Here is a 25,934-nt window from a genome sequence, read left to right as displayed (position 1 = left end):
TCGATGGCCCCATCATACTTAATACGTATTTATCAATAAATGTCGCATTTATCACTACATTTATTACAAAATGTCATCTATTGCCGTTAAAACACTTAATCTAGCGCAAAGAAGCCTGCGCCAGAGCACTCTTCGGGCAGAAGTTTGCGTTATTTCAATGTCGCGTCTATGACACGCGGACAGAGCAGCGCCTAAACCACCAGAACAGGCTAAAATATCGGCTCTTTCAAGGATCGCCTATGCCACGTATCTGGAAACCCTCCGTCACTGTTGCCGCCATCATCGAAAAGGATGGCAAATTCCTCGTTATCGAAGAACAGACCAGCGATGGCATCCGTATCAACCAGCCGGCCGGTCACCTCGACCCGCACGAATCGCTGGAACAGGCAGTCATCCGCGAAACCATGGAAGAAACCGCGCACGACTTCACCCCGACTGCGCTGGTCGGCATGTATATGTCGCGCTACACCTCCAACCGCACGGGCGAAGAAGTGACCTATCTGCGCTTCACCTTCTGCGGCGTACCGGGCGAAAAGTATGACCGCCCGCTCGACGATGGCATTCTGCGCACCATGTGGCTGACGCGCGACGAACTGGCCGCCTGCGCCGAACGTCACCGTAGCCCCACCGTGCTGCAGTGCGTGGACGAATATCTGGCTGGCCGCCGCGCGCCGCTGGAACTGCTGCAGACTCACGCTTCGGTATTTCTGTCGGCGCCGGACAGCAGCCACGGCTGACAGTAGCGCGCAGACAGCCAGCAGGAGCAGCGGCAGGACCGCTGCCGCTGGTGCTGATCCAATAAAAATATAAATGATATAAACAGTTTTTCAGGAAAATATATGAGCAAGAAAAAAGTCGTGATCGGTATGTCTGGCGGGGTAGATTCCTCGGTCTCGGCGTGGCTGCTCAAGGAACAGGGCTACGAGGTCGTAGGCCTGTTCATGAAGAACTGGGAAGATGACGACGACAGCGAATACTGCTCTACCCGTCAGGACTGGATCGACGCCGCCAGCGTGGCCGACGTGGTCGGCGTGGATATCGAAGCCGTCAACTTCGCCAGCGAATACAAGGACCGCGTATTCGCCGACTTCCTGCGCGAGTATCAGGCTGGCCGCACGCCGAACCCCGATGTGCTGTGCAATGCCGAGATCAAATTCAAAGCCTTCCTCGACCACGCCATGACGCTGGGCGCCGATCTGATCGCCACCGGCCACTATGCGCGCGTGCGCGAACGCGCCGGCCAGTTCGAGCTGCTCAAGGCAGTCGATCACACCAAGGATCAAAGTTACTTCCTGCACCGCCTGAATCAGGCGCAGCTATCCAAGACCCTGTTCCCGCTCGGTGAAATTCCGAAGACGGAAGTGCGCCAGATCGCCGCCAAACTGGGCCTGCCGAACGCCACCAAAAAGGATTCCACCGGCATCTGCTTCATCGGCGAACGGCCGTTCCGCGAATTCCTCAACCGCTACCTGTCCTACCGTCCCGGCCCGATGAAAACCGACGACGGCCGCGTGGTGGGCGAGCATGTGGGCCTGAGCTTCTACACGCTGGGCCAGCGCAAAGGTATCGGTGTGGGTGGCCTGAAAGCCTACAAGAAGGAAGATGGCAGCAGCGACGCATGGTATGTGGCGCGCAAGGACGTGCAGAACAACACGCTGTACATCGTACAGGGACATGATCACCCATGGCTGCAGTCGGCCAGCCTGACGGCCGATACGGCCAGCTGGATCGCCGGCCATGCGCCGGACGTGCGCGAGCTGGCCGCCAAGACGCGCTACCGTCAGTCCGATGTGGCCTGCGAGCTCACGCCGCAAGGCGAGAGCGACTTTGCGCTGCGCTTCATGGAGCCCCAATGGGCGGTGACGCCGGGTCAGTCGGCGGTGATCTACGACGGTGAAGTCTGCCTCGGTGGCGGTCTGATTGCCGGCTCTACGCTGGCCGGCTAATTAGCAGGCTAACCTGCGGGCTAAGCAGCAGGCTAGCTAGCCGCGAAGTTAGCTAGCCGCACCGGTATCGCCTTCGGCGGGCTTGTTCTCGCCCTCAGGTGCGCCTGCTTCGCGTGCCATGGCGGCACGCTGGCGCTTGACCATGGTGATGACGGTATTGCGGATAGTATTGAGAACCGTGTCAGCCTTGAACGGCTTGACGATGAAACCATGCACGCCCATGGCGTGCGCCGCCTGTATGGTGGCAGCATCGAACTCGCTCGACACCATGAAGATCAGCGTCTTGGGCCAGTTGGTTTTGATTTCGCGCACGATGTCATCGCCGCTTTCGATCTGCTCACGCGAAATGCAGATCAGGTGCGGCTGGTGCTTGATCAGCAGCGCCAGCCCGTTGGCGCAGGTGTGCGCCTGCCCCACCACATCGTAACCGCCCTCCACCAGCACCGTATTGAGCAAGCCGCGCGCAACGGCACTGGTATCGATAATCACTGCTTTTAACATCTTGCCTACCCTGTTCTAAACCCCGTTGGGGCCGGACCACGCCAGCATATTCCAGCTCACGCCCAGCCGCACGTCGGTTTTCAATTCCACCAATTGTCTGGAAAGATACAGCATTTCCTTCTCTTTTCGTAGCGTTATCCCCAGCCGGTCCTGCAGGATGCCGGCACCGGCAAGGATGCCTTCCAGCGTGCCGTAAGTGCGCAGCAGCCTTGCTGCCGTCTTCACGCCTACGCCGGACACGCCGGGGATGGAGTCGGCCGGATCACCCATCAGCGCCAGCAGATCGGCCAGTTGCGCCGGCACCACACCCCACTTGGCTTCCACCCATGCGGCGTCGTGCCACACGCCTTTGAACGGGTCCCACAGCAGGGCGCCCTGGGCGATCAGACTATGCAGATCCTTGTCGGTACTAGCCACAAAGGCTTCGCCCCGTCCTTCCGCCAGCCAGCGCTGCACCGCCGTGGCCAGCACGTCGTCCGCCTCCACGCCTTCGATGGCCAGCAGCGGCCAGCCTTGCGCCTGCAACTGCGCCTGCCATGGCGCCAGCGCGGTTTTCAGCACATCGGGCATAGGGGTGCGGCCAGCGCGGTAGCCAGCGTAAAGGTCGTGGCGCCAGGTCGGGCCGCCCGCATCGAAGGCCAGCAGCACGTGGCTGGGCGCATGCTGGCGCAGCAGCTTGTGCAGCGCCGACTGGGCGTAGCGCAGCGCCGTCAGCGCCTTGTCGTCGCTATCGGGTTCGGGACTGGCCTCGTACATGCGGCGCACGATGTTGAGGCCATCGATGGCCAGCAATCTAGCCATGGCAGCAAAGGGAATCAGGAACTCTCACGGCGCCATTGTAACGTAGCGCCGCTGGTGCCAACACAGCTGCCAGCGCAGCAGCCAGCGCAGGGGCTTACTTGAGCAGCTCGTAGGGTCCGCCGCGCTCCAGCGCGCGCTGGAAGGCGGCACGGCTATGGATGCGCTGCAGGAAGTCCATCAGGCGGGGACGGCTGGCGTTCAGGCCGGCACGGGCAGCAGCCGCTTCCAGCGGGAAGCTCATCTGGATGTCGGTCGCACTGAATTCGGCACCGGCAAACCATGGCCGCTGCGCCAGTTCGGCCTCCAGATAATCGAGGTGGCTGGCGATCTGCGGCAGGATGTAGCTACCCAGTACCTTGCGCGCAATCGCCCGTGCGATCGGCTTGACGAAGAACGGCGCAGGACTGCTCTCGACGCGGTCGAACACCAGTTTCATCAGCAGCGGCGTCATGGCCGAGCCTTCCGCATAGTGCATGAAGTAAGTCCAGCGGCGCTGTTCCGGCGTACCGGTCGCGGGCTTCAAGCGGCCCTGCCCGTAGGTATCGATCAGGTATTCGACGATGGCGCCCGATTCGGCCACCACCACTTCGCCATCGCTGATCACGGGCGATTTGCCCAGCGGATGGATGGAGCGCAACTCGGGCGGCGCCAGCATGGTCTTGCGGTCGCGCTCATAGCGCACGATTTCGTATGGCAGGCCCAGTTCTTCCAGCAGCCACAGAACGCGCTGCGAACGGGAGTTATTGAGGTGGTGGACAATAATCATGGTCAGCGCTGTATGTGAAGTTTGATGACGCGTGCAGACGGCGTGCCGGAAGCACCGCTGCCGCCCTGCCCTGCGGCGGCGCCAGACGCGCTGCCGCCTTTACCTTGCCCCTGCGGCCCGCTATCGCAGCCGCCGCAGCTACCGCAACCATCGCCGCAGCCTTTGCGCACGCCGAACAGGCGCGCCACTAGTGCCGCATTCAGACCGCGCTGCGCCAGCGCATCGGCCCAGCCCCGTCGCAGTGCAGCCGGCAGGTAGCGTCGGCACACATGCAGCAGTGCCAGCAGCACGATCAGGGCGACGATCAGGTTCTGCAGCATATCAGCCTCCGGCCAGTGCCACTGCAACGCGATAGGTGATGAACGAGGCCGAGTAGGCCAGCACGAACATATAGCCGGCCATCAGCAGCGGATAGCGCAGGCTGTTGGTCTCGCGCCGCACCACCGACAGGGTGGACATGCACTGTGGCGCGAACACATACCAAGCCAGCAGCGACAGCGCGGTAGGCAGCGTCCACGAACCGGCGATGATCGGCGTGAGCGACTGCGCCAGTTCGTCGCCGCTTTGCGACAGCGCGTACACGGTACCCAGTGCACCCACCGCCACTTCGCGCGCGGCCAGACCGGGCACCAGCGCGATGCAGATCTGCCAGTTGAAACCAATCGGCGCGAAGATGTATTCCAGACCGCGGCCCAGTATCCCGGCCAGACTGTAGTAGATAGGCGGATGGGTCGCGCCTTCCGGTGCGCCGGGGAAGGTGCTGAGGAACCACAGCAGCACCATCAGCGTGAGGATGATAGTACCCACGCGGGAGATGAAGATCTTGCAGCGTTCCCACAGGCCCAGCGCCAGATTCTGCAGGTGCGGCCAGTGATAGGCAGGCAGTTCCAGCATCAGCGGCTGCTGATGGTTGGCGCCCATGCTGCGCTTCATGAAGTAGGCCACCAGCATGGCCGAGACGATGCCCGTCACGTACAGGCCGAACAGCACCAGCCCCTGCAGGCTGATGAAGCCCGCCACTTCGCGTTCGGGAATGAAGGCGGCAATGATCAGCGCATACACGGGCAGTCGCGCCGAGCAGGTCATCAGCGGCGCGATCATGATGGTCACCAGCCGGTCACGGGGATTCTGGATGGTGCGTGCCGCCATAATGCCGGGAATCGCGCAGGCAAAGCTGGACAGCAGCGGAATGAACGCGCGCCCCGATAAACCCACGCCGCCCATCAGGCGGTCCAGCAGGAAGGCGGCGCGCGGCAGATAGCCGCAATCTTCCAGCACGAGGATGAAGAAGAACAGGATCAGAATCTGCGGCAGGAACACCAGCACGCTGCCGGCGCCACCCAGTATGCCCTCTACCAGCAGGCTGCGCAGCAGACCATCGGCCATGGAATCTTTGACCATGCTGCCTACGCCATCCACGCCATCCTTGATCAGATCCATCGGCACAGTGGCCCAGCTGAACACGGCCTGGAACACGCAGAACATCAGCACCGCCAGAATGATCGGCCCCAGCACAGGGTGCAGCACCACATGGTCGATCTTCTCGCTCAGATTGCCGCGGTCATCTTTTTCATGGCACACCAGCGCGAGGATGCGGCGCACTTCGCGCTGAGTCTCTTCCACGCTGACCGTATCGATCGCGCTGAGCGGATTCGGCGTGACTTTTTCAGTGAGGGCCATGGCATCGAGTGCCTGCACCAGCGCGCGTTCGCCGCCCGCCTGCACGGCCACGGTGGCCACCACCGGCATACCGAGTTCCTGTGCCAGCCGCGCTTCATCGATCACGATGCCGCGCTTACGCGCCACGTCCACCATATTCAGCGCGAGGATCATCGGCAGGCCCAGACGTTTAATCTCCAGCACCAGCCGCAGGTTCAAACGCAGATTGGTGGCATTCACCACGCACACCAGTACATCGGGCACCGACTCGCCCGCGCGCTTGCCCGCCACCACATCACGCGTGATGGCTTCGTCCGGCGTATGCGCCGACAGGCTGTAAGCACCGGGTAGATCAAGTATGCGATAGGCGCGTCCATCCGGCGAAGTGAAACTGCCCTCTTTACGCTCGATGGTGACACCGGCGTAGTTGGCCACCTTCTGGCGCGCGCCCGTCAGGCGGTTGAACAGCGCGGTCTTGCCGCAATTCGGGTTACCCAGCAGCGCCACCATGGGCGCAGCAGTAGCGGTGGCAGCGGCAGTAGCCGCCGCCCGTGTTTCGACGACAGCCATAACTTATTCCGGTTGAATTGAGACCAGTGCCGCTTCGAAGCGGCGCAGTGCGAAGGTGGCATTGCCCACCTTGATCGCCAGCGGCTCGCCACCGGGCATACCGCGCTTGAGCATGCGGATCTGTTCGCCCGGCACAAAGCCCAGTTCCATCAGCCGGCGCGCCAGCGTGGCGCCATCATCCTGCGGATTGCCGGGGGCAATATGCACCACGGTGGCCTTGGCGCCCACCGCCAGCGTATCGAGAGTGATCAGAGGAACAGCATGCGTCATAGCGAAATCCGTTCAAAACGCCGCCGGACCCGTGCCACAGCGGCTTTCCGCGGCTGGCCACCACCTGTTAATCAGCAGTTGCGAAGCAGTTCCAGCGGGAAATTACATGAGTCTATTATAAACGGTAATGCGAATTACTTCTATTTGCGCTTGCATGGCGCAGAAAACTGAGGCAAACTACCGGAAATGATAATGATTCGCATTAAGTGAACGAAATGCAACAGTGCCAGTGCGGCATCCCGTCCGCAGCACTGTCATCATCGAACTCAGGACTGAAGGTAATACCATGATCGTCTGCGTCTGCAACAACATCTCCGACCGCGAAATCCGCATGGCCATCGAGCTGGGCTCCGACTCCATCGAAGCGCTGCAGCGCGATCTGGGCGTGTCCACCTGCTGCGGCCAGTGCTTCGATTACGCCAGCGAGTTGCTGAACAAGACGCTGGCCGCCAGCGCTCCCCTGCAGGAAACCGTGCTGCAACGCCCTGGCCTGGGCGCGGTCTGCAACAACTAAGGGAGGGCAGCATGCATACCCTCAGCTTCGATAGCTACGGCCAAACGCGCGAACACGAACATGCCCGCTGGCGCAAGCTGGCGCCCATGGCAGCCATTGTGGCCGGCCATGCCCTGCTGTTCTACCTGTTCTACACCGGCATGCTGCATCAGGCTGCCCGTGCCGTGTTACCGAACATTGTCACCATCAATTTCGTACCGGCGGCCGAGCCAGTCAAACCGGCCACGCCGCCCATGCTGCCCAGCACGCCTATGCCGGTAGCCCACATCACCGTACCGCCACTGCCGCCTGTGGCCATCGCTGCCAGCGAACCGACCATCAGCGTGGCGCCGGCACCTGCCCGTAGCGCCGAAGCCCCGGCCAGCACGGCTGCCGTGGCCGTGGCCGTGGCCGCTGCCGCCAGCACGCCGGTTGCGGCGGCCGGCACGCCGAAAACTGTCTCCAGCGTGGAATATGTGCGCGCTCCGCAAGCCATCTATCCCCATAGCTCGCGCCGGCTGGGCGAAACGGGCGTGGTCATGCTGCGTGTGCTGATCGGCGAAAAAGGACTGGCCGAGCAGGTCGTGGTGCAGAAATCCTCCGGCTATACCAATCTGGACGAAGCGGGCCGTCAGGCCGTGCTGCGCGCGCTGTACAAGCCGTATATCGAAGATGGCAAAGCCATAGCCGTATACGCCCTCGTTCCTATCAATTTCCAGCTGGGCTAAGAATTTGATCGAAGTCACTTTAGCGGCTTCGATCAGGCTGACCCCAATTTGCCTGCAACGTGGCAAAATAGGCGTATTCCTCCACCACGACAAGAGAGAACGCCATGAAAGGTGATCCGGAAGTAATCAAGCAGCTCAATGCGCAGCTGACCAATGAACTGACCGCCATCAACCAGTATTTCCTGCATGCCCGCATGTACCGCCACTGGGGTCTGAGCCGCATCGCCAAAAAGGAATACGACGAGTCCATCGGCGAAATGAAACACGCCGACAAACTGATCGACCGCATCCTGATGCTGGACGGCCTGCCAAATCTGCAAGCCATGCACAAGATCATGATCGGCGAGAACACGGAAGAAATGCTGGGCGCCGATCTGGCACTGGAACAGGGTGCGCAGATCACCGTCAAAGCCGGCATCGCTGCGGCCGAAAAAGCCGCCGATTATGTCTCGCGCGACCTGCTGCTGGAAATCCTCGACGATACGGAAGAACATATCGACTGGCTGGAAACCCAGCTCGATCTGATCGCCAAGGTCGGCATCCAGAACTACCTGCAAAGCCAGATGCACGACGAATAAAAACGCAACGGCCAGCTGATCCAGCTGGCCGTTAGTTTTTTAGCGCTCGCCTGCTGACCTGACTTTCACCGCCAGTACGGCCAGCGCGCCGCACAGCATCAACCCACCCGCCAGCCGGATCACATTTTCCGGATTACCACCCAGCAGACTCTGATAATAGAGCGGCAGCGTGAAGATCTGGATGATCATGGGGATCACGATGAACATATTGAAGATGCCCATGTAGACGCCCGTACGTTCCGGCGGAATGCAGCCCGCCAGCATCACATACGGGTTGCCCATGATGCTGGCCCAAGCCAGCCCTATGCCCACCATCGGCACCAGCAGCAGCACCGGATTGTGTATCTGCGGGATCAGCAGCATGCCCACACCGGCCAGCGCCAGACACACGCTGTGGCTGCGCTGCGGACCGTAGCGGCGCGTGAACGGCACCATGGCCAGCGCGCCGACAAACGCTACCGCGTTGTAGAACGCTCCCACCTGCCCCGTCAGCAGCCCCGCATCGCGGAAGCCTTCCGAAGCCGGATCGGTGGTGCCGTAGATGGTGGTCGCCAGCGACAGCATGATGTATTGCCAGTAGCAGAACATGGCGTACCACTGGAACAGCTTGACCCAGGCCAGCTGCTTCATGGTGTCCGGCATTTCACGGATAGCGCTGGCCACATCGGCCAGCGTGTGGCGCCAGCCGCTGGGCTGGGCGCGAATTGCAGCCACCTCGGCTGCCGTCAGCGGCAGTTCCGGCGTCGTCTTCAGCGTCCACAGTATGGAACTGATGGAAAAGATCGCCCCGATCACAAACGCCACGATCACAATGTGGGGAATGTGGTGGCTATTCACCGCATCCTTGTTCATGCCGGCCCACACCAGCAGCGACGGCGTCAGATAGGCCAGCGTCTGGCCCAGCCCCGTGAACGCGCTCTGAGTCAGGAAGCCCAGCGAATGCTGGGACGGATCGAGCTTGTCGCTGACGAAAGCGCGATACGGTTCCATCGTCACGTTGTTGGCGGCATCGAGTATCCACAGCAGGCTGGCGGCGAACCACAACGTAGGGCTGAACGGCATGGCCAGCAGACCGAGGCTGCACAGGATGGCGCCGATCAGAAAATACGGCGTGCGGCGGCCCCAGCGCGTTACCGTGCGGTCGCTCATGGCGCCGATCAGCGGTTGCACCAGCAGCCCCGTCATGGGGCCGGCCAGCCACAGGTAAGGCAGGCTGGCTTCGTCGGCACCTAGATATTTGTAGATCGGGCTCATGCTGCTCTGCTGCAGCCCGAAGCTGAACTGAATACCGAAGAAACCGATATTCATATTGATGATCTGCCAGAACGACAGACGCGGCTTCATGCCTGCGCTCCCTGCCGCCAGGCTGCCAGCCATGGCTTGTAGAAGGCCAGATCGGCCGGCACCGCACCGGCGATGCCGCAGATGGCACCGGCAAAGGCGTTGGCGCGGTCCAGCGTCAGCGCCAGCGGCCAGCCCTGCATCTGCCCGTACAGGAACACGGAAGAAAACGCATCGCCTGCGCCCACCGTATCGACGATCTGCGCCGGTGCCGCGGCCGGCGTACTGATGGTCACCACGCCGTCGGCAGCGAAGTGCATGGCGCCCCGTTCGCCCAGCGTGACGATCATGCCCTGCAGGCGGAAGGTACGCATCAGATTCAGGCAGGCGTCGATCATTTCGCGGCTATCCATGGCACTGGTGCCGGGCTGGGTGTGGGTGTACCAGCGGAACAGGTCCTTCAGTTCGTCCTCGTTCACCTTCAGCACATCGGCCAGATGCAGCGACTCGAAAGCGCAGCGTTCCGTCACCTGCCCTTCGCGCACATTCAGATCCAGATAGCGCTGGGCCGGCGTGGTTTCCAGCAGTGCACGCAGGGTGCCGCGCGAGCAAGGGTGGCGCTGTGCCATGGTGCCGAAATAGATCGTGGCCGGTGCGGCCTGACGCAGCGCCGTCAGCGCTGCCGAGGCTTCCACATAGTCGTAGGCCTGATCGGGCAGGATGATGAAGCGGTGGCCGCCATCGTTGCGTTCCACCACCACGCGTCCGGTCGGTGCCACGGGATCGCTTTGCAGACCCGCTTCGCTCATGCCGAAACGCGAGAACTCGCCGCGCAGCAGCACGCCGTTCTGGTCCTGCCCCACGCGCGTTATCATCAGCGTGGCGGCACCGAAGGCGGCCAGATTGCGCGCCACATTGAACGGTGCGCCGCCGACTACCTGCTCGGTCAGAAAATCATCGACCAGCGCTTCACCGAATACGGCGATAGTTTGTTGGCTCATCTTATTCGTCTCCGCGTTCCAGCCAGTGCAGCGCATACGGCGCCAGCGTAATTGTGCCGCCCAGTATGCTGCCACTGATGCAATCAGTCCAGCGTCCCGCCAGCGTGTAATGCTGTTCGATAGCGCTGAAGTTCATCAGCGCGCGGAAGCGCTCGCCGCGTGCCAGCGCCAGCACAGCGGCTGGCGCATCGGCCAGCAGAGTGCGCGGCGCATGGGCCGCCAGCGCCGCATGGGCCTGACGTGTCCGCACCAGCGCCGTCAGCGCCTGATACATGCGGCCCGCCGGCGTGGCGCCATCGTGGCGCTGCTGCCAGCGCTGACGGTCGAAGCGGGGCCGCTGCAGCCAGCGGCTATCCATCGCATGCTGCGGCCGCTGCAGATAGCTCTCGTCGTTCTCCATCGCCAGTTCGTCGCCCATGTACAGCACGGGCAGCGCACCGAAGCTCAGCGCCAGACCATGCAGCAGCAGCATGCGGCGCATGGCCAGTTCGCGTTCCTGTTCGGTCTGGGCCGACTGCAACCCCGTCAGCGCCGCGGCCATGCCGTTGCTGCCGTGGGCGGCATTCGGGTCGCTGCTCTGGAACGCAGCGCCACGGGCATAACTGCCTTCCGCGCCGCTGAAGAAGCGCGCCACCCGCGCCAGCCGCTGCGCACTCTCAGCGCCCGCTTCGGCGCGCAGCACATTCCAGCCGATATCGTCATGGCAGCGCACATAGCTGAGCCAAGTGGCGGCCGGCGGCAGCGCTGGCGTATGCGCGATCACGGCGCGCAGTACTTCGGTATTCTGTTCGGCCAGTCCCACCCAGCCCGCCGCCATCAGGCTGCTGTGATAGGCAATATGGCATTCGGCCGCGTTAGCGCTACCGAGATAGGCCGGCAATTCGCGCGTGGGTACAATCGCTTCGGCCTTCAGCAGCACACCCGGCGCGACGATGTCGACGATGGCGCGCAGCGCCTGCAGCAACTGGTGTGCTTCCGGCTGGTTCATGCTGTTCGTGCCCACGCGCTTCCACAGGAAAGCGGTGGAGTCGAGGCGGAACACTTCCACCCCGCGATTGGCCAGCCGCAGCAAAGCCTGCGCCATTTCCGCAAACACGGCTGGATTGGCGTAGTTGAGGTCCCACTGATACGGGTAGAAGGTGGTCCAGACCCAGCCACCGGCCGCCGCCACATGACTGAAGTTACCCGGTGCCACTTGCGGGAACACCTGTCCCAGCGTCGCTTCGTACTGGTCCGGCATGCTGCGGTCGGGGTAGATGTGGAACATCGCCCGCGCCTCGGCATCACCAGCCTTGGCGGCCTGCGCCCACACATGGTCATCGGCCACGTGGTTAAGGATAAAGTCGGAACACAGGCTGATGCCGGCAGCGCGCAGCGCCGTGGTCAGCGCTTCCAGATCGGCGTTGTTGCCCAGCGCCGGTTCCACATCATCGAAGCTGGTGACGGCAAATCCGCCATCGTTTTCGCCTGCACGCGCGCGCAGGAAAGGCAGCAGGTGCAGATAGTGCACGCCCAGTTCCTGCAGATACGGAATCTGTTCGCGTACTCCGTTCAGCGTGCCGCCGAAATTATTCACGTAAGTGCAGTAGCCCAGCATCTGCTGGCTGAGGAACCAGTCCGGCTGCGCTGCACGCTGCGTATCGAGTGCCTGCAGGGCCGCCGGACGGGCTGCATACAGCGTGCCCAGACTGGCCAGCAGCGCGCCATACCAGCTGTCGAAATCAGCGCGCTCGCCGTACAGGCCGGCCAGCAGCCGGCGCAGCGTAGGTTCCGCTGCTGCCAGCCGCTGGGCCGCTTGCGGCCGCAGCGTTTCAGGCAGAACCGCCAGCAGGCGGTCCGTCATTACATTAGAAGGCATAAGTCAGGCCAACTTTGGCGGCACGGCCGTTGATCGAGCGGGCGGCATGGCCGTCGCCTTCCACTTCGGTGTAGCCGATCTTGTTAAACAGGTTGTTGACGCTGAACGACAGCGTGGTCTTAGGCGACAGACGGTAGTTGACGAAAGCATTCACCACTTGATAGCCATCCATCTCGATGGTGTGCGCATCATCGCCCCACGACTTGCCGGTGCCGATCAGGCTAGCACCCACGGTGGCCGCGCCGAAATCGTAGCTAGGCATGATCTGGTACACCACCTTGGCCTGACGGCGTGGGGTGTTGCCGATATTCGCCACATCCGCTGCTGCCGTGCCGACGATCTTGGCATCGGTGTAGGTCAGACCGCCCGTCACGCGGAAGCCGCCTGCCGAGTAGGCGCCTTCCAGTTCCACACCCTTGGCGTCGTACTTGTTGGAGGTGCTCTTCTGGGTGGTGGCTTCGTAGTTACTCTCGTCGGTCTTGGCCTGGAACACGGTCACGAAGGTCGAGATGCCGCCGCTACGCCACTTCACGCCGCCTTCGATCTGCTTGACGGTGTTGATGTTGATCGGTGCGCTGCCATCGAGCGGGGTGCCGAACAGGATACGGTCAGCATTGAAGGCCACACCGTCGCTGACGCGGGCAAACGCGGCCAGATTATTCGTAATGCGGTAGTTACCACCCACCGAGTACGAATTGTGGTTCATCTTGTAGTCCACCAGCTGCATGGTGGCGGCGTCGTAGTGCTGGCTGCCGTTGCTCAGGGTGGCGATGTTGGCCGTGCCGCTGGCGGTCTGGCGATCCTGACGGACGCTGGCATCCACATTCAGTGCGCCCACTTCATAGCCCACGTTCAGGTAAGGCGAAGTGAGTTTGTATTCCATGTCCACGGCGCGCGAGCAGCAGCCACCCCATGCCGGACCAACCAGACCGGGCGTGCTGCTGGCAGTTTTCAGCAGTGCCGGTTTGTCGCCGCTAGCCTGCAGCAGGTATTCGTTGAAGTTCCACGTCAGGCCCAGCTTCTGGGTCGACAGGTACAGGCCGGCCGTGGTGGTCAGCTTGCTGCCATCGGCCAGCGCGAAAGTCTTGCTCAGTTTGCTGTCGTTGAGGGTGTTGCCGGCATCGTCGATCGAGGTGTTGAACACCACGGCCGAAATGGCACGGCCCTTGTAGGTCTGGCCTTTGTTCGGGCCAGTGGCGAAGGTGTACGTGCCGACCGTGCCGTTATTGGCCGGGAACACACCGGCGAAGCGGCCGGTATTGCTGGAGGTACGGAATTTGTCGGTCAGGTTCCAGCCATCGCCCAGATCGAACGAGCCTTCCAGCCCGATGGAATCGCTCTTTACTTTCAGGCCGTCGTTGACGTTGGTGGTGACAGGTGCATTGTTCTTGCCCAGCGAGACATCACGCACCCAGTACGGCGAGTAGAACGAAACCGTGCGCGGATCGATGCCCGGCAGTTCCTGTATTTTCTTGTTGACCACCTGTACTGGCACTGGCAGTGCGGTCGGGGCTTTGTCATCAAGGTGCTTGAACGACAGGCGGATATAGCCATTATCCAGTTGGTGGGTAATGTTGCCGCGGATCTGGCCGCCGTCTTCCGTCTTCATGCCGGTGTTGCGCACGCCTTCGCCCGTGCGGTAGCTACCGCCGATGAAGAAGCGGGTCTTGTCCGAGATCGGTGCGCCATAGTCGAAGTCGAGACGGGTTTCGTCGTAGCCGAGGCCGCGGCTGACGCCGATATGGCCGCCCTTCTCCTCACCGGTTTTGCTGATGAAGTTAATGATGCCGCCCGGCGCATTGGTGGCCATGGTGGAAGCCGAACCGCCGCGCACCACTTCGAGGTGATCCAGCGTACCGTCGATCTTGATGTAGCTATCTGGCGTGATGAAGTTGAAATCGCCCGACTGCAGCACCGGCAGACCATCTTCCTGCATCTGCACGTAGCGTGCACCGCCGGCGGAAATCGGCACGCCGCGCACGGTGATGTTGGCATTACCTTCACCGCCCGACGATTCCGAACGCACGCCCGGCACCGAGCGCAGCACTTCGGCGGCGCTCAGCGGCGCGCCGTTCTTGATCACATCGGCTTCCACGGTACTGATGGAGACACTGGTTTTCATTTTCGACGAACCGGTCGCACTACCCGTCACCACCACGCGTTCCATATTCAGGCCGTCATTCGACGGGGTGGCGTCGTCGGCGTGGGCGCCGGCCATGTGCAGGACAGCGGTAGCAACAGCGGCAGCCATGCCGCACAGTTTGAAAGTGCGAGTATCCATTTTGTCTCCAGTATCGTCGTTGTGATGGTCGAATTCGCTCTGCACATTTGCTGAGCAGGTGATTCATTATGGGCCGATTCAAAAATTAATGCAATCGATTGCATTACGCATTGCAACAAGCCGCAGACGCGCTTTTTCCAACAGTGAAAGCGGCCAGAATCAAGGGCTGTAGCCCTATGTAACAAAACTATTTATATTGCAGCGCAGCAGAAAATTTATGCAATCGGTTGCATAAATCAGACAGTGGCGCTGCTTTCGCGCGCCATTAACTGGGTCGGCAGCTGTAAGGACGGGGCCGGACGGCCTTCTATCAGTTCCAGCAGCGAAGCCACCAGCGCGCGGCCGGCCGCGCGGATAGGCTGGCGTATGGTCGTCAGTGGCGGGTGGAAATAAGTCGATAGCTCGATATCGTCGTAGCCCACTACGGCGATCTGGCGCGGCACTTCCAGCCCGTGGGTGCGCAGCGTGTTAATCGCCGTCATGGCCAGCAAGTCGCTGCCGGCAAAGATCGCATCGAAGCGCACTTCGCGCCGCAGCAGTTCCTGCACCGCCTGCCGGCCGCTATCGGGCAGGAAGGCCACCGACACCTGCAGCGCCGGATCGATAGGCATGCCGGTCCGTTGCAGCGCCTGACAATAACCTTCGTAACGCTGCCCCACTTCGGGCAGATTGATATCGCCGAAGAAGGCGATACGCTGGCGCCCCTGCTGCAGCAGATGGCTGACGGCCAGATCGCCGCCCGAGACATTGTCGCCGCCAACGGTGCAATACAGCTGCTGCGGTAGTTGCGCGCCCCATACAACGATGGGCACATGGCGCGCCGCCAGTTGATTTAACTGATCATGATGGCGCCACTGGCCGATCAGCACGATGCCGATCACGCGGCCCGTATCGAACGGCGCCGCAGCCGCATCGAGTTCTTCCGCATCGACGCGCGACACCAGCATGTCGAAGCCCTGCTCCGTCAGCGCATCGGCCAGACTACCGAGCATGGACAGGAAGAACGGATCGGACAGATGCTGGCGCGTGGCCGAGTCATACGGAATCACCACACCGATGGTGCGGTTCTGTTTCAGGCGCAGATTCTGCGCCCCGATATTGATGGTGTACTTGAGCGAACGCGCCAGCTCCATGATGCGGGTGCGGGTTTCCTCGTTGACCAGCTTGCTGCCAGCCAGCGCGCGCGACACGGTGGAAGTCGATACGCCGGCCAGCCGCGCAATATCGGCCATCTGCAGGCGCTGCTGGGTGGGCGTACTCGATACTTCCGGTGGCGTTGGTTCACTCATCTTAGGCTTGTGGCACAGTATCCTTGAAGGATGGACGTTCGGACAGCTTGTCGTACAGCCGCGCCAGATTCGGATGGCTGCCACGCCAGTCAATTTCCGGGAAACGGAAACTGAGCCAGCCCAGCATACACCCTACCGCCACGTCGGCCAGCGAATAATGAATGCCGGCGCAATACGCCGATTCGCCCAGCCGCGCCGCCACCACTTCCAGACCGTTGTGCACTTTCAGCATCTGGCGCTCTACCCACTGCTCGCTCTGCAGCTCGGGCGGACGCTGGGTACGTTCCAGCCGCACCAGTATCGCCGCATCGAGCACGCCATCGGCCAGCGCTTCCCAGCACTTGATATCGGCCCGTTCGCGGCCGTTGGGTGGCAGCAATTTGCACACAGGCGTCAGGGTATCGAGATACTCCACCATGACGCGCGAATCGATCAGCACGTCGCCATCTTCCATGATCAGGCTAGGCACCTTGCCCAGCGGATTGAGCTGGTTGATGGTGGTGTCGGCCGCCCACACGTTTTCCAGCACAAACTGGTAATCCAGCTTTTTTTCTGCCAGCACCACGCGCACTTTGCGCACATAAGGACTGGCGAGGGAACCGATAAGTTTCATAGATGCTTAAAGTGGTCGATCAGACTTCAGTATAACATCGGCGGCTGGGGCGGCGGCGAGTGGTAAAATCACGCTTTTCGCATCACGCGTTGTTGGCTTTCTTTTAACTCCCGCCTAGTCCACCATGACCACTACTCCTTACTCCACGCTGTCGGCCCTGTCGCCGCTCGATGGCCGCTACGCCGGCAAAACCGATCTGCTGCGCCCCATCCTGTCGGAAGCCGGCTTCATGCACCACCGCGTCAAAGTAGAAATTTCCTGGCTGCAAGCACTGTCGCAAGCCGGTTTTGCCGAAATCCAGCCCTTCTCGGCGGCCGGCAATGCCCTGCTGGACAAGCTGGCCAGCGACTTCAGCGAAAAAGATGCGGCGCGCATCAAGGAAATCGAAGCCGTCACCAACCACGACGTGAAAGCCGTGGAATACTGGCTCAAGGAACAGGTTAAAGACGTGCCGGAACTGGTGGCCGCGTCGGAGTTCATCCACTTCGCCTGCACCTCGGAAGACATCAACAACACCTCGCACGGCATGATGCTGAAAGCGGCGCGTGATCAGGTCATGCTGCCAGCGCTGCGCAACGTTACCGCCAAGCTCAAAGAAATCGCGCTGGCCAACGCCGACCTGCCTATGCTGTCGCGCACCCATGGCCAGACCGCCAGCCCGACTACGCTGGGCAAAGAGATGGCCAACGTGGTGGCCCGTCTGCAGCGCGCCATCGTGCGCATCGAGCAAGTGGAAATTCTCGGCAAAATGAACGGCGCCGTGGGTAACTACAACGCCCACCTGTCGGCCTACCCAGCGTTCGACTGGCCAGCGTTCTCGCAAGCCGTGATCGAGCAGCGTCTGGGTCTGGTGTTCAACCCGTACACCATCCAGATCGAACCGCACGACTACATGGCCGAACTGTTCGACGCCTTCGCCCGCGCCAACACCATCCTGCTGGACCTGAACCGCGACATCTGGAGCTATGTCTCGCTGGGCTACTTCAAGCAGAAGCTGAAAGCAGGCGAAATCGGTTCGTCCACCATGCCGCACAAAGTCAACCCGATCGACTTCGAAAACTCGGAAGGCAATCTGGGTCTGGCCAACGCCGTGCTGAAGCACCTGTCGGAAAAACTGCCCGTCTCGCGCATGCAGCGCGACCTGACCGATTCCACCGTGCTGCGCAACATCGGCGTCGGTCTGGGCTACACCCTGCTGGCCTACGATAGCTGCCTGCGCGGCCTGAACAAGCTGGAAGTCAACCCGCAGCGTCTGGAAGCCGATCTGGATGCCAACTGGGAAGTGCTGGCCGAGCCCGTGCAGACCGTGATGCGCCGCTACGGCATCGCCAACCCGTACGAGCAGCTGAAAGAGCTGACCCGCGGCAAAGGCATCTCCAAAGACGCGCTGCGCGAATTCATCACCGGTCTGGCGATTCCGCAAGAAGCCAAAGACCTGCTGCTGCAGATGACCCCAGCCAACTACACGGGTATCGCCGCCCAGCTGGCTAAAGCCATCTAAGCCAGCATTTGCACTGCCGGATAGCAATTCCGGCAACAACTTGCTATACACTAGCCCCCGCGACCACCGTTGCGGGGGCTTTTCTTTTGCGGGGTCAGGTCGGGCAAAGTGCAGGTGTCAGGTCGGGCAGCGGGGCAACTGTTCAGTCTGTCCCTTTGCCCGACCTGACCCCGAAATGGGGGTCTTCTGCACGTTGCGCATTTCTTTGGTATATTAGTCCTAACACGTACTATTTCCGGAGTGACTGCTATGCAACGCTACACCAAGACTGCCATCGCCCTGCACTGGCTGATTGCGCTACTGATCATCGCCGCCTTCTTGCTCGGCGTGACCATGGTCGATATTCCCGGCTTTACCCCGACCAAACTCAAATACTTCTCCTGGCATAAATGGCTGGGCGTGACGGTGCTGGGTCTGGCCGCCATCCGTCTGCTGTGGCGCCTGCGTAATAAGCCGCCGGCAGCCTTGCCTATGCCACGCTGGCAGCATGCGGCGGCCGAAGGCATGCACCATCTGCTGTATCTGCTGATGTTCGCCGTGCCTATCTCCGGCTATCTGTATAGCTATGCGGCCGGCGTACCCGTGGTGTATCTGGGCCTGTTCCAGATGCCGGCCGTGATCGGCCCCGATCCTGCACTTAAGCCCGTTTTAAAGACCGTTCACTATGTTCTGACCATGACCATGGCAGGCGCCGTGCTGGCGCATGCGCTGGCAGCGATCAAGCACCATCTGATCGACCGCGACGACACCCTGAAACGCATGCTGCCTTAAACCTTGACCCTGACACCCATACCGACACTGGAGCTATCCATGAAAACCTTACCTAAACTCGCCCTCGTCACGCTGTTGGGCGTTACCCTTGCCGCCAGCGCTGCTGCGCTGAAAACCGATCCGGCCAAATCCACCGTGACGGCGACCTTCAAGCAGATGAACGTGCCGGTCGACGCCAAGTTCAAGCAGTTCACCGCCGCCATCGATTACGATGCCGCCAAGCCGGACGCCGCCAAGGCCAGCGTAGAAATCAACATCGCCAGCTTCGATCTGGGCGATCCCGAATACAACAAGGAAGTGACCAAGAAAGAATGGTTCAACGCGGCCCAGTTCCCTAAAGCGACCTTCGTCTCCAGCGCCATCAAGAGCGCCGGTGCCGGCAAACTGAACGTCACGGGCAAGCTGACCATCAAAGGTAAAACTGCCGATGTGACCTTCCCGCTCACCGTCAAGACCGAAGGCGGCAAACAGGTCTTCGAAGGTGCCCTGCCCATCAAACGCCTGACCTACAACATCGGCGAAGGCGAATGGAAAGACACCAGCATGGTGGCAGACGAAGTCACCATCAAATTCCACGTGATTGCACAATAACCCCCCTAGGAGACTCACTGCATGAAAAAACAGCTGATTATCGCGACCCTGCTGGCCGCTAGCGCCACCTCTGCCATCGCTGCTACCTACAACATCGATCCGTCGCACACTTTCCCCAGCTTTGAAGCGGATCACATGGGCCTCTCCACCTGGCGCGGCAAATTCGACAAGACCAGCGGCACCGTAACCATGGACCGCGCCGCCAAGACGGGCGCGCTGGACGTCACCATCCAGGCCGATTCGATCAACTTCGGTTTCGAGAAGATGAACAGCCACGCCAAGAACGCGGACATGTTCAACGTCGAGAAATTCCCCACCATCACCTACAAGAGCAACAACTTCAAATTCGAAGGCGATCAGCTGGTCGGCGTAGAAGGCGAACTGACCATGCTGGGCGTGACCAAACCCGTCAGCCTGAAAGTCGATCGCTTCAAGTGCATCATGCACCCACGCTACAAGCGTGAAGTGTGCGGCGCCAACGCTATCGCCGAATTCAAACGTAGCGATTTCGGTCTGAATTATGGTCTGCCAGCGTTCGCACCGGAAGTGCGTCTGGCCATCCAGATCGAAGCTATCAAAGCCGACTAAACCAGCGCTCCGTGCGCCCAAGGGCAGGTCACGCCGCAGTTCACACTGCGCGTGCCCTGCCCTTTTTTGTTGTTACAAAAATTCAACACTTCAATTGGTTTCATGCAGAAGTGATTTTGCTATACTCGCGCCGTTGTGCCCTCTATCCCCTTTAGGATCCGATAAAAATGCAAAAGACCCTGATCGCGCTCGCCATCCTGAGCGCCACCGCTGCCCATGCCGATGAAGGCATGTGGATGCCGCAGCAGCTGCCACAAGTAGCCAAGCAACTCAAAGCCGCCGGCCTGAAACTCGATCCCGCCACCCTCACCAAACTGACCGAATTCCCCATGGGCGCCATCGTCAGTCTGGGCGGTTGCTCGGCTTCCTTCGTTTCGCCGCAAGGTCTGGTTGCCACCAACCACCACTGCGTGTACGGCAGCGTGGCGCACAACTCCACGCCGGAGCGCGATCTGCTGGCCAACGGTTTCCTCGCCCACAATCTGGGTGAAGAACTGCCAGCCGCACCGGGCAGCCGCATTTTCGTCACCAAGGCCGTGACCAATGTGAGCAAGGAAGTGGTGACGGCCGAAGTCGCCAAACTGAGCGGCAAGAAGCGTAGCGACGCAATCGAAAAGAACATCAAGGCGATACAGGCGAGCTGCGAACAGGATGCCGGCCACCGCTGCACCGTGTCGTCCTACTACGGCGGTCTGGAATACTATCTGATCAAACAGCTGGAAATCCGCGACGTGCGTCTGGTGCACGCGCCACCAGCGGGTGTGGGCAAATTCGGTGGCGACACCGATAACTGGATGTGGCCACGCCACACGGGCGACTACGGTTTCTACCGCGCCTACGTGAGCAAGGACGGCAAAGCCGCCGACTACAGCAAGGACAACGTCCCTTATATTCCGCAGCACTACCTGAAGCTGGCCAAGGAAGGCAGCAAAGAAGGCGATTTCGTGATGGTACTGGGCTACCCTGGCCGCACCAACCGCCACCGCCTGCCATCGGAAGTGGCCTTCACCTTCGACTGGAGCTACCCTGCCTTCGTGAAGTCGTCGGCGGAAAGTCTGGCCATCATCGCCGACACCACCAAGGACAACAAGGACACCGCCCTCAAATACGCTTCGCAAGTAGCCAGCATCAACAATTACTACAAGAACCGTCAGGGCATGCTGGACTCCTACGCTGGCAGCGATATGCTCAAGCGTAAAACCGCCGAGCACGAAGCACTGAAAACCTGGATCAACGCCAACCCTGCGCGCAAAGCGGAATATGCTGGCGACATCGAACTGGTAGAAAAACTGATCGCACAGCGCGACGCAGAAACCCAGCGCGATTACTTCCTGTCCTCGTCCAAGCCACGCCTGCTGAACACCGCACGCATGCTGTACCGTCTGGCCAACGAGAACACCAAGCCGGATGCCGAGCGCAAAGCTGGCTATCAGGTGCGCGATGTGCCACGTATCAAAGCGTCGGTGGCAGCACTGGTGCGTAACTATGACGAGAAAGTCGATCAGGCACTGGTGATGAATAGCCTGAGCAAATACGCTGCCCAGCCAGCCGCCCAGCGCAGCGCAGCCTTTGACGCCGTCATCGGCATCAAGGATGGCATGAGCAAAGCAGAACTGCAGGCCGCACTGGAAAAACTCTACGCCGGCAGCAAACTGGGTGACGCCGCCGAACGCGCTAGCTGGATCGGCAAAACCCCGGCCGAGTTCAAAGCCAGCAACGACGCCTTCATTCAGGCTGCCGTGGCCCTGTACGAGCCAGGCATGAAAGAAGAAGCGGAAGAGGAAGAACTGGGCGGCAAGCTGCAGCAGGCTTATGCCAACTACATGAAAGCCAAAATCGCCTTCATGCAGAGCAAAGGTCAGGCAGTGTATCCGGATGCAAACGGCACCCTGCGCGTCACCTTCGGCAAGATCGCCGGTCGTGACCACGGCGCCGACGGCACCACCTGGAAAGCCTTCACCACCGTGGAGGGCGTCGCTGCCAAAGCCACCGGCGAAGGCGAGTTCAACGCACCGAAAGCCCAGCTGGCTGCCATCAAGGCCAAGGACTTCGGCAAATACGTCGACCCTATCCTGAAATCGGTACCGGTTGCGTATCTGGCGACGCTGGACATCACCGGCGGTAACTCCGGTTCGGCCGCGCTGAACGCCAAAGGCGAGTGGATCGGTCTGGCCTTTGACGGCACGCTCGATTCCATCATTTCCGACTGGGACTTCAACAAGGCCAACACCCGCGACATTCAGGTGGACCTGCGTTACATCCTGTGGAACATGAAGCACGTCGACCACGCTGACAATCTGCTGAAAGAAATGAACGCAGAATAAGCCTGACAGGCTGTCACCGAAACCACGCTCCGGCAACGCAGCGTGGTTTTTTTTGCGCTAAGATGGCGCTTCCCTTCCACCCCGAGAGGAGTTGCCATGTCCGCTAAAAAAATCGCTGTGATCGTAGGTAGCCTGCGTAAAGATTCCATCAACCGCAAATTCGCCCACGAGCTGATGGCCATGGCGCCCGCCTCGCTGGCTATGCAGATCGTCGAAATCGGCGAACTGCCGCTCTACAATCAGGATCTGGAAGAAAACGGCGCTACCGCACCGCAGGCATGGCAGACCTTCCGCCAGCAGATGGCCGGCATGGACGGCGTGCTGTTTGTCACGCCCGAATACAACCGCTCGGTTCCTGCTGCGCTGAAGAACGCCATCGATGTAGGCTCGCGCCCTTATGGCAGCAGCATCTGGAGCGGCAAACCGGCCGCCATCGTCAGCGTTTCGCCCGGGGCCACGGGCGGCTTCGGCGCCAACCATCATCTGCGCCAGTGCATGGTGTTCCTCGACATGCCGCTGCTGCAGCAGCCGGAAGCCTATATCGGCGGCGCCACCAAGCTGCTGGACGATAACGGCAAGATCAATAACGACAGCAGCCGCCAGTTCCTGCAGAAAATCATCGACACCTATGCCGCCTGGGTCGCGAAAACTGCCAAAGTCTAAAGCGGTCTAGATCGGTCTAGAACAGTCTAGAACGGTCTAGAAAAGTCTAGAACTTGCTAATCCGCACTGGCAGCCCAAACGTCTTAGCGCCGTACCGGCTTGAAATGCTGGCCCGCTGTCGTCAAGGCTGCGGGCGCTGCGTTTTTGCCCGCAGGCTGGCCTTGCAGCGCCAGCACCTGCGGCACCTGCCGATCCGGCAGCAAAACCAGATCGGCACCGGGCAGGCGCTGCGCCAGCACCTGCGCTTCACTATGCCCCAGCGGCAGGCAACTGAGATACAGCCGATAGCTGGCGCGCCCATTGCCCATATCCAGCATAAAGCCCGCCAGCTCCATGCTACCGGCGCCGCCCGGCAAAGCCGTCACCCGCAACCGCACCTTACCCTTGTTCAGATGCAGCGCGTCCCACAACTGCATGGGATACAGCGTCGCCTTCGCTGCAGACGGCAGCAGGCCTGACGCCTGCGCCACGCTAGCGGATGCAGCGGGTGCAGCGGCCTGCGTGTGCGGCTGGGCGGCCACAATCACCGGCAGCCCAGCACGCGCGGCCAGCGGCGCAAAGCCCTCATAACGGCCGCTCGCCGCCGGCGTCAGCACCAGCAAATCGGCCTGCGGCCAATGCGCCATCGCTTCCGTGCTATAGGCTTCTGCATCTGCCCCCAGCGCCAGTATGCGTAAGCCCTGAAAACTGATCAGCGCCAGCCCCTTGCCCGCCAGTTGTACCTGCCCCGCCGCGCTCGCTGCCGCTGCCGCCGCCCCGCCCGCCCCCTCCAGCGCGAGCACATAACGCGGCCCCACCTGTGCCACACCCAGACGGCAGCCGAATACCAGCAGCGCCAGCACAGCCAGCGCCCGCCAGCCATAAGCACGCGCCGCCTGCTGGCGCCACCCCATCAGCACTTGTCCTAGCCTGCCCATCATGCGCTCCTTGTTAAACCAGAACGCCAGTACAGCACGGGGACGCACAGTAAATATTGAAGTGCGGCAATCTTGCCCGCTATGTGTCCTGCTATCGCTCAAAAAGTGGGCACGAATGATACAATTCCGCCCGCAGCAGCGCTACTTCCCGCTCACAAGGCGGACCAGCGCGTTTTTTCCCACCACCCCGAGATCCAGACCTGCCATGCACCCAGAAATGCCCACGCCCTACGAATTAGGCAATCAGAATCAAACCACCTTGTGGTCGGAATGCATCGCGTTCTACCAGACGCTGGCCCAGCGTTTCCCGCAAGTGCTGCGTTTCGAGCAGATCGGCGTTTCCGATGGCGGCATTCCAGTGCACGCCGGCGTGGTGAGCGCAGACGGCGAATTCGACCGCAACATCATCAAGGCCACGGGCCGTCCCGTATTCTTCAACAATAACGGCATCCATCCGGGCGAACCGGAAGGCGTGGATGCCTGCATGGCCATGGTGCGCGACCTGTGCTACCAGCCGGAACTGCTGGCCGCACTGGGTAAAACCGTGCTGCTGTTCGTCCCGCTGTACAACGTCGATGGCGCCCACAACCGCGCCAATACTTCGCGCGTAAATCAGGACGGCCCCGAGCAGTTCGGCTTCCGCGGCAACAGCCGCCACCTCGATCTGAACCGCGACTTCGTCAAATGCGACACGCTCAACGCGCAAATCTTCAACCAGCTGCTGACCAGCTGGGATCCGGATGTGATGGTCGATACCCACACCTCCAACGGTGCCGACTACCCGTACACCATGACGCTGATCCACACCCAGGCGGACAAACTGGGCTACGGTCTGGGCCCGTTCCTGCGCGAGACCATGCTGCCGCACATCTACACCCAGATGGAAGCCCGTGGCTGGCCTACCTGCCCTTACGTCAATCCGGTCAAGGACTCGCCGGATGACGGCATCGCCGAATTCCTCGAAGTGCCGCGCTTCTCGACCGGCTACGCCGCCCTGCACCATGTGATCGGCTTCATGCCGGAAACCCACATGCTGAAACCGTTCAAGGACCGCTACGAATCCATGCGCGCACTGGTCGACGTGACGCTGGCCTTCACCGTGCAGTACGGTGAGCAGATCCGCGCCCTGCGTGCCGAAGCCCGCGCACAGGCCGCCGCTGCCAGCGAATGGACCGTGCACTGGAAGATGGACGAAAGCCAGCCTTCGACCTTCCGCTTCAAAGGCTATGCCGCCGTACGCAGCCCGAGCAAGCTGGGTAACTACATGCGCCTGTCCTACGACCGCAGCCAGCCGTGGGAAAAGGACATCGCCTATTACAACCGCTTCGTGGCCGACACCACCGTGCGTGCACCGAAAGGCTACGTGATTCCGCAAGCATGGCGCGAAGCCATCGAACGCCTGCAATGGAACGGTGTAGAAATGGCCCGCTTTGACGAAGCCTCTACCATCGAAGCGCAGTATTACCATATCAAAGCCGTACGTTCGCGCCCGAATGCCTACGAAGGCCATATGTACCACGACGAAGTGGAAGTAGAAGCGCGCACCGGCAGATTTACCGTGCAGCCGGGCGACTACTTCGTGCCGCTCAAGCAGGACAAGGCCCGCTACGCCGTCGAGACGCTGGAACCGCAAGGCCACGACTCGTTCTTCCGCTGGGGCTTCTTCAACAGCGTGCTGGAAAAGAAGGAAGCCTATTCCGACTACGTGTTCGAAGATCTGGCGATGGAAATGCTGGCCACCGAGCCTGAGCTGAACGCCAAGTTCGAAGCATGGAAAGCCGCCCATCCTGAGCTGCTGTCCGACCAGACCAAAGTACTCGACTTCATCTTCGAAAACGGCGCCCGCCACGCCGAACCGGAATGGCGCCGCTATCCGGTGCTGTCAGTTTTCTGATGTCATAGCACGACCAGAGCGGCACACCGCTCTGCGCACAATCTGTTAGT

25 protein-coding genes are annotated in these 25,934 nt (G+C 61.1%); 12 read left to right on the top strand and 13 right to left on the bottom strand.

What is annotated here, in order from left to right; genetic code table 11:
- Positions 1–239: 239 nt before the first annotated feature.
- Positions 240–737 carry an NUDIX hydrolase gene (locus tag ABNT42_RS02950; protein WP_348693801.1) on the top strand — a complete coding sequence of 166 codons (498 nt, stop codon included), beginning with the start codon at positions 240–242 and terminating at the stop codon, positions 735–737.
- A 102-nt stretch (positions 738–839) separates the two neighbouring features.
- Positions 840–1,946 (top strand): tRNA 2-thiouridine(34) synthase MnmA, encoded by a 1,107-nt coding sequence (mnmA, locus tag ABNT42_RS02945; RefSeq protein WP_348693799.1) that lies wholly within the window; start codon positions 840–842, stop codon positions 1,944–1,946.
- Between the two features lie 48 nt (positions 1,947–1,994).
- Here mnmA and ABNT42_RS02940 read toward each other — a convergent pair whose 3' ends face one another.
- The 6 genes from ABNT42_RS02940 to ABNT42_RS02915 all read right to left on the bottom strand — a co-directional run bounded on the left by ABNT42_RS02940 (position 1,995) and on the right by ABNT42_RS02915 (position 6,513).
- The gene (locus ABNT42_RS02940) at positions 1,995–2,447 is read right to left on the bottom strand and encodes a response regulator (RefSeq protein ID WP_348693797.1); all 453 of its coding nucleotides are present in this window, start codon (positions 2,445–2,447) and stop codon (positions 1,995–1,997) included.
- A gap of 15 nt (positions 2,448–2,462) precedes the next feature.
- A complete protein-coding gene (locus ABNT42_RS02935; RefSeq protein ID WP_348693795.1) occupies positions 2,463–3,248 on the bottom strand; it encodes a 5'-3' exonuclease H3TH domain-containing protein in 786 nt (261 codons plus the stop codon).
- 94 nt (positions 3,249–3,342) lie between these two features.
- Entirely contained in the window at positions 3,343–4,014 is a 672-nt protein-coding gene (locus tag ABNT42_RS02930) for a glutathione S-transferase (RefSeq protein WP_348693792.1), read from the bottom strand.
- 2 nt (positions 4,015–4,016) lie between these two features.
- On the bottom strand, positions 4,017–4,334 hold the full coding sequence (locus ABNT42_RS02925) for a DUF6587 family protein (RefSeq protein WP_348693789.1): 318 nt from the start codon (positions 4,332–4,334) through the stop codon (positions 4,017–4,019).
- A gap of 1 nt (position 4,335) precedes the next feature.
- Positions 4,336–6,243, bottom strand: coding sequence for a ferrous iron transporter B (locus ABNT42_RS02920; protein WP_348693786.1), 1,908 nt, complete (start codon positions 6,241–6,243; stop codon positions 4,336–4,338).
- Positions 6,244–6,246: 3 nt separating this feature from the next.
- Positions 6,247–6,513: a FeoA family protein gene (locus ABNT42_RS02915; RefSeq protein ID WP_161039819.1), complete on the bottom strand. Its 267-nt coding sequence runs from the start codon at positions 6,511–6,513 to the stop codon at positions 6,247–6,249.
- 286 nt (positions 6,514–6,799) lie between these two features.
- On the opposite strand from ABNT42_RS02915, the gene ABNT42_RS02910 reads away from it, so the two are divergent.
- The 3 genes from ABNT42_RS02910 (at position 6,800) to bfr (ending at position 8,312) form a co-directional block, all read left to right on the top strand.
- Complete coding sequence (locus ABNT42_RS02910) at positions 6,800–7,027, top strand: (2Fe-2S)-binding protein (RefSeq protein WP_348693782.1); 228 nt, start codon at positions 6,800–6,802, stop codon at positions 7,025–7,027.
- An 11-nt stretch (positions 7,028–7,038) separates the two neighbouring features.
- Positions 7,039–7,734, top strand: coding sequence for a TonB family protein (locus ABNT42_RS02905; RefSeq protein ID WP_348693780.1), 696 nt, complete (start codon positions 7,039–7,041; stop codon positions 7,732–7,734).
- Between the two features lie 104 nt (positions 7,735–7,838).
- Positions 7,839–8,312, top strand: a complete 474-nt coding sequence (gene bfr, locus ABNT42_RS02900; protein WP_348693777.1) for a bacterioferritin — start codon at positions 7,839–7,841, stop codon at positions 8,310–8,312.
- Between the two features lie 39 nt (positions 8,313–8,351).
- Here the strand turns inward: bfr and ABNT42_RS02895 are convergent, their stop codons facing one another.
- The 6 genes from ABNT42_RS02895 to ABNT42_RS02870 form a co-directional block, all read right to left on the bottom strand.
- Positions 8,352–9,656 (bottom strand): MFS transporter, encoded by a 1,305-nt coding sequence (locus tag ABNT42_RS02895; RefSeq protein ID WP_348693775.1) that lies wholly within the window; start codon positions 9,654–9,656, stop codon positions 8,352–8,354.
- Positions 9,653–10,594 carry a PfkB family carbohydrate kinase gene (locus tag ABNT42_RS02890; RefSeq protein ID WP_348693773.1) on the bottom strand — a complete coding sequence of 314 codons (942 nt, stop codon included), beginning with the start codon at positions 10,592–10,594 and terminating at the stop codon, positions 9,653–9,655. The genes ABNT42_RS02895 and ABNT42_RS02890 overlap by 4 nt, the downstream gene beginning before the upstream one ends.
- Before the next feature lies 1 nt (position 10,595).
- Complete coding sequence (locus ABNT42_RS02885) at positions 10,596–12,452, bottom strand: alpha-amylase family glycosyl hydrolase (RefSeq protein ID WP_348693770.1); 1,857 nt, start codon at positions 12,450–12,452, stop codon at positions 10,596–10,598.
- The gene (locus ABNT42_RS02880) at positions 12,442–14,733 is read right to left on the bottom strand and encodes a TonB-dependent receptor (protein ID WP_348693767.1); all 2,292 of its coding nucleotides are present in this window, start codon (positions 14,731–14,733) and stop codon (positions 12,442–12,444) included. Before ABNT42_RS02880 ends, ABNT42_RS02885 begins: the two co-directional genes overlap by 11 nt.
- A gap of 236 nt (positions 14,734–14,969) precedes the next feature.
- Positions 14,970–16,022, bottom strand: coding sequence for a LacI family DNA-binding transcriptional regulator (locus ABNT42_RS02875; RefSeq protein ID WP_348693764.1), 1,053 nt, complete (start codon positions 16,020–16,022; stop codon positions 14,970–14,972).
- A 1-nt stretch (position 16,023) separates the two neighbouring features.
- Entirely contained in the window at positions 16,024–16,635 is a 612-nt protein-coding gene (locus ABNT42_RS02870) for a glutathione S-transferase N-terminal domain-containing protein (protein ID WP_348693762.1), read from the bottom strand.
- A 124-nt stretch (positions 16,636–16,759) separates the two neighbouring features.
- Between ABNT42_RS02870 and purB the strand changes: the two genes are divergently transcribed.
- From purB to ABNT42_RS02840, 6 genes are all read left to right on the top strand, one after another.
- Positions 16,760–18,136, top strand: coding sequence for an adenylosuccinate lyase (purB, locus tag ABNT42_RS02865; protein ID WP_348693760.1), 1,377 nt, complete (start codon positions 16,760–16,762; stop codon positions 18,134–18,136).
- A gap of 249 nt (positions 18,137–18,385) precedes the next feature.
- Entirely contained in the window at positions 18,386–18,907 is a 522-nt protein-coding gene (locus ABNT42_RS02860; RefSeq protein ID WP_348693757.1) for a cytochrome b, read from the top strand.
- Between the two features lie 39 nt (positions 18,908–18,946).
- On the top strand, positions 18,947–19,498 hold the full coding sequence (locus tag ABNT42_RS02855; RefSeq protein WP_348693755.1) for a YceI family protein: 552 nt from the start codon (positions 18,947–18,949) through the stop codon (positions 19,496–19,498).
- Positions 19,499–19,519: 21 nt separating this feature from the next.
- On the top strand, positions 19,520–20,086 hold the full coding sequence (locus ABNT42_RS02850; RefSeq protein ID WP_348693752.1) for a YceI family protein: 567 nt from the start codon (positions 19,520–19,522) through the stop codon (positions 20,084–20,086).
- Between the two features lie 167 nt (positions 20,087–20,253).
- Positions 20,254–22,410 carry a S46 family peptidase gene (locus ABNT42_RS02845; RefSeq protein ID WP_348693749.1) on the top strand — a complete coding sequence of 719 codons (2,157 nt, stop codon included), beginning with the start codon at positions 20,254–20,256 and terminating at the stop codon, positions 22,408–22,410.
- Between the two features lie 96 nt (positions 22,411–22,506).
- Positions 22,507–23,073 carry an NAD(P)H-dependent oxidoreductase gene (locus ABNT42_RS02840; RefSeq protein WP_348693746.1) on the top strand — a complete coding sequence of 189 codons (567 nt, stop codon included), beginning with the start codon at positions 22,507–22,509 and terminating at the stop codon, positions 23,071–23,073.
- A gap of 83 nt (positions 23,074–23,156) precedes the next feature.
- Here ABNT42_RS02840 and ABNT42_RS02835 read toward each other — a convergent pair whose 3' ends face one another.
- Positions 23,157–24,038, bottom strand: a complete 882-nt coding sequence (locus tag ABNT42_RS02835; protein ID WP_348693744.1) for a hypothetical protein — start codon at positions 24,036–24,038, stop codon at positions 23,157–23,159.
- Positions 24,039–24,195: 157 nt separating this feature from the next.
- Here ABNT42_RS02835 and ABNT42_RS02830 point away from each other — a divergent pair, with 157 nt between their 5' ends.
- Positions 24,196–25,884 carry a M14 family zinc carboxypeptidase gene (locus tag ABNT42_RS02830; protein WP_348693741.1) on the top strand — a complete coding sequence of 563 codons (1,689 nt, stop codon included), beginning with the start codon at positions 24,196–24,198 and terminating at the stop codon, positions 25,882–25,884.
- Positions 25,885–25,934 lie beyond the last annotated feature (50 nt).

It is taken from the genome of Duganella fentianensis (assembly GCF_964031615.1).
Taxonomy (GTDB): domain Bacteria; phylum Pseudomonadota; class Gammaproteobacteria; order Burkholderiales; family Burkholderiaceae_D; genus Rugamonas; species Rugamonas fentianensis_A.
The sequence above is the reverse complement of the archived record's forward strand: the minus strand, read 5'-3'. Positions and strand labels throughout refer to the sequence as shown.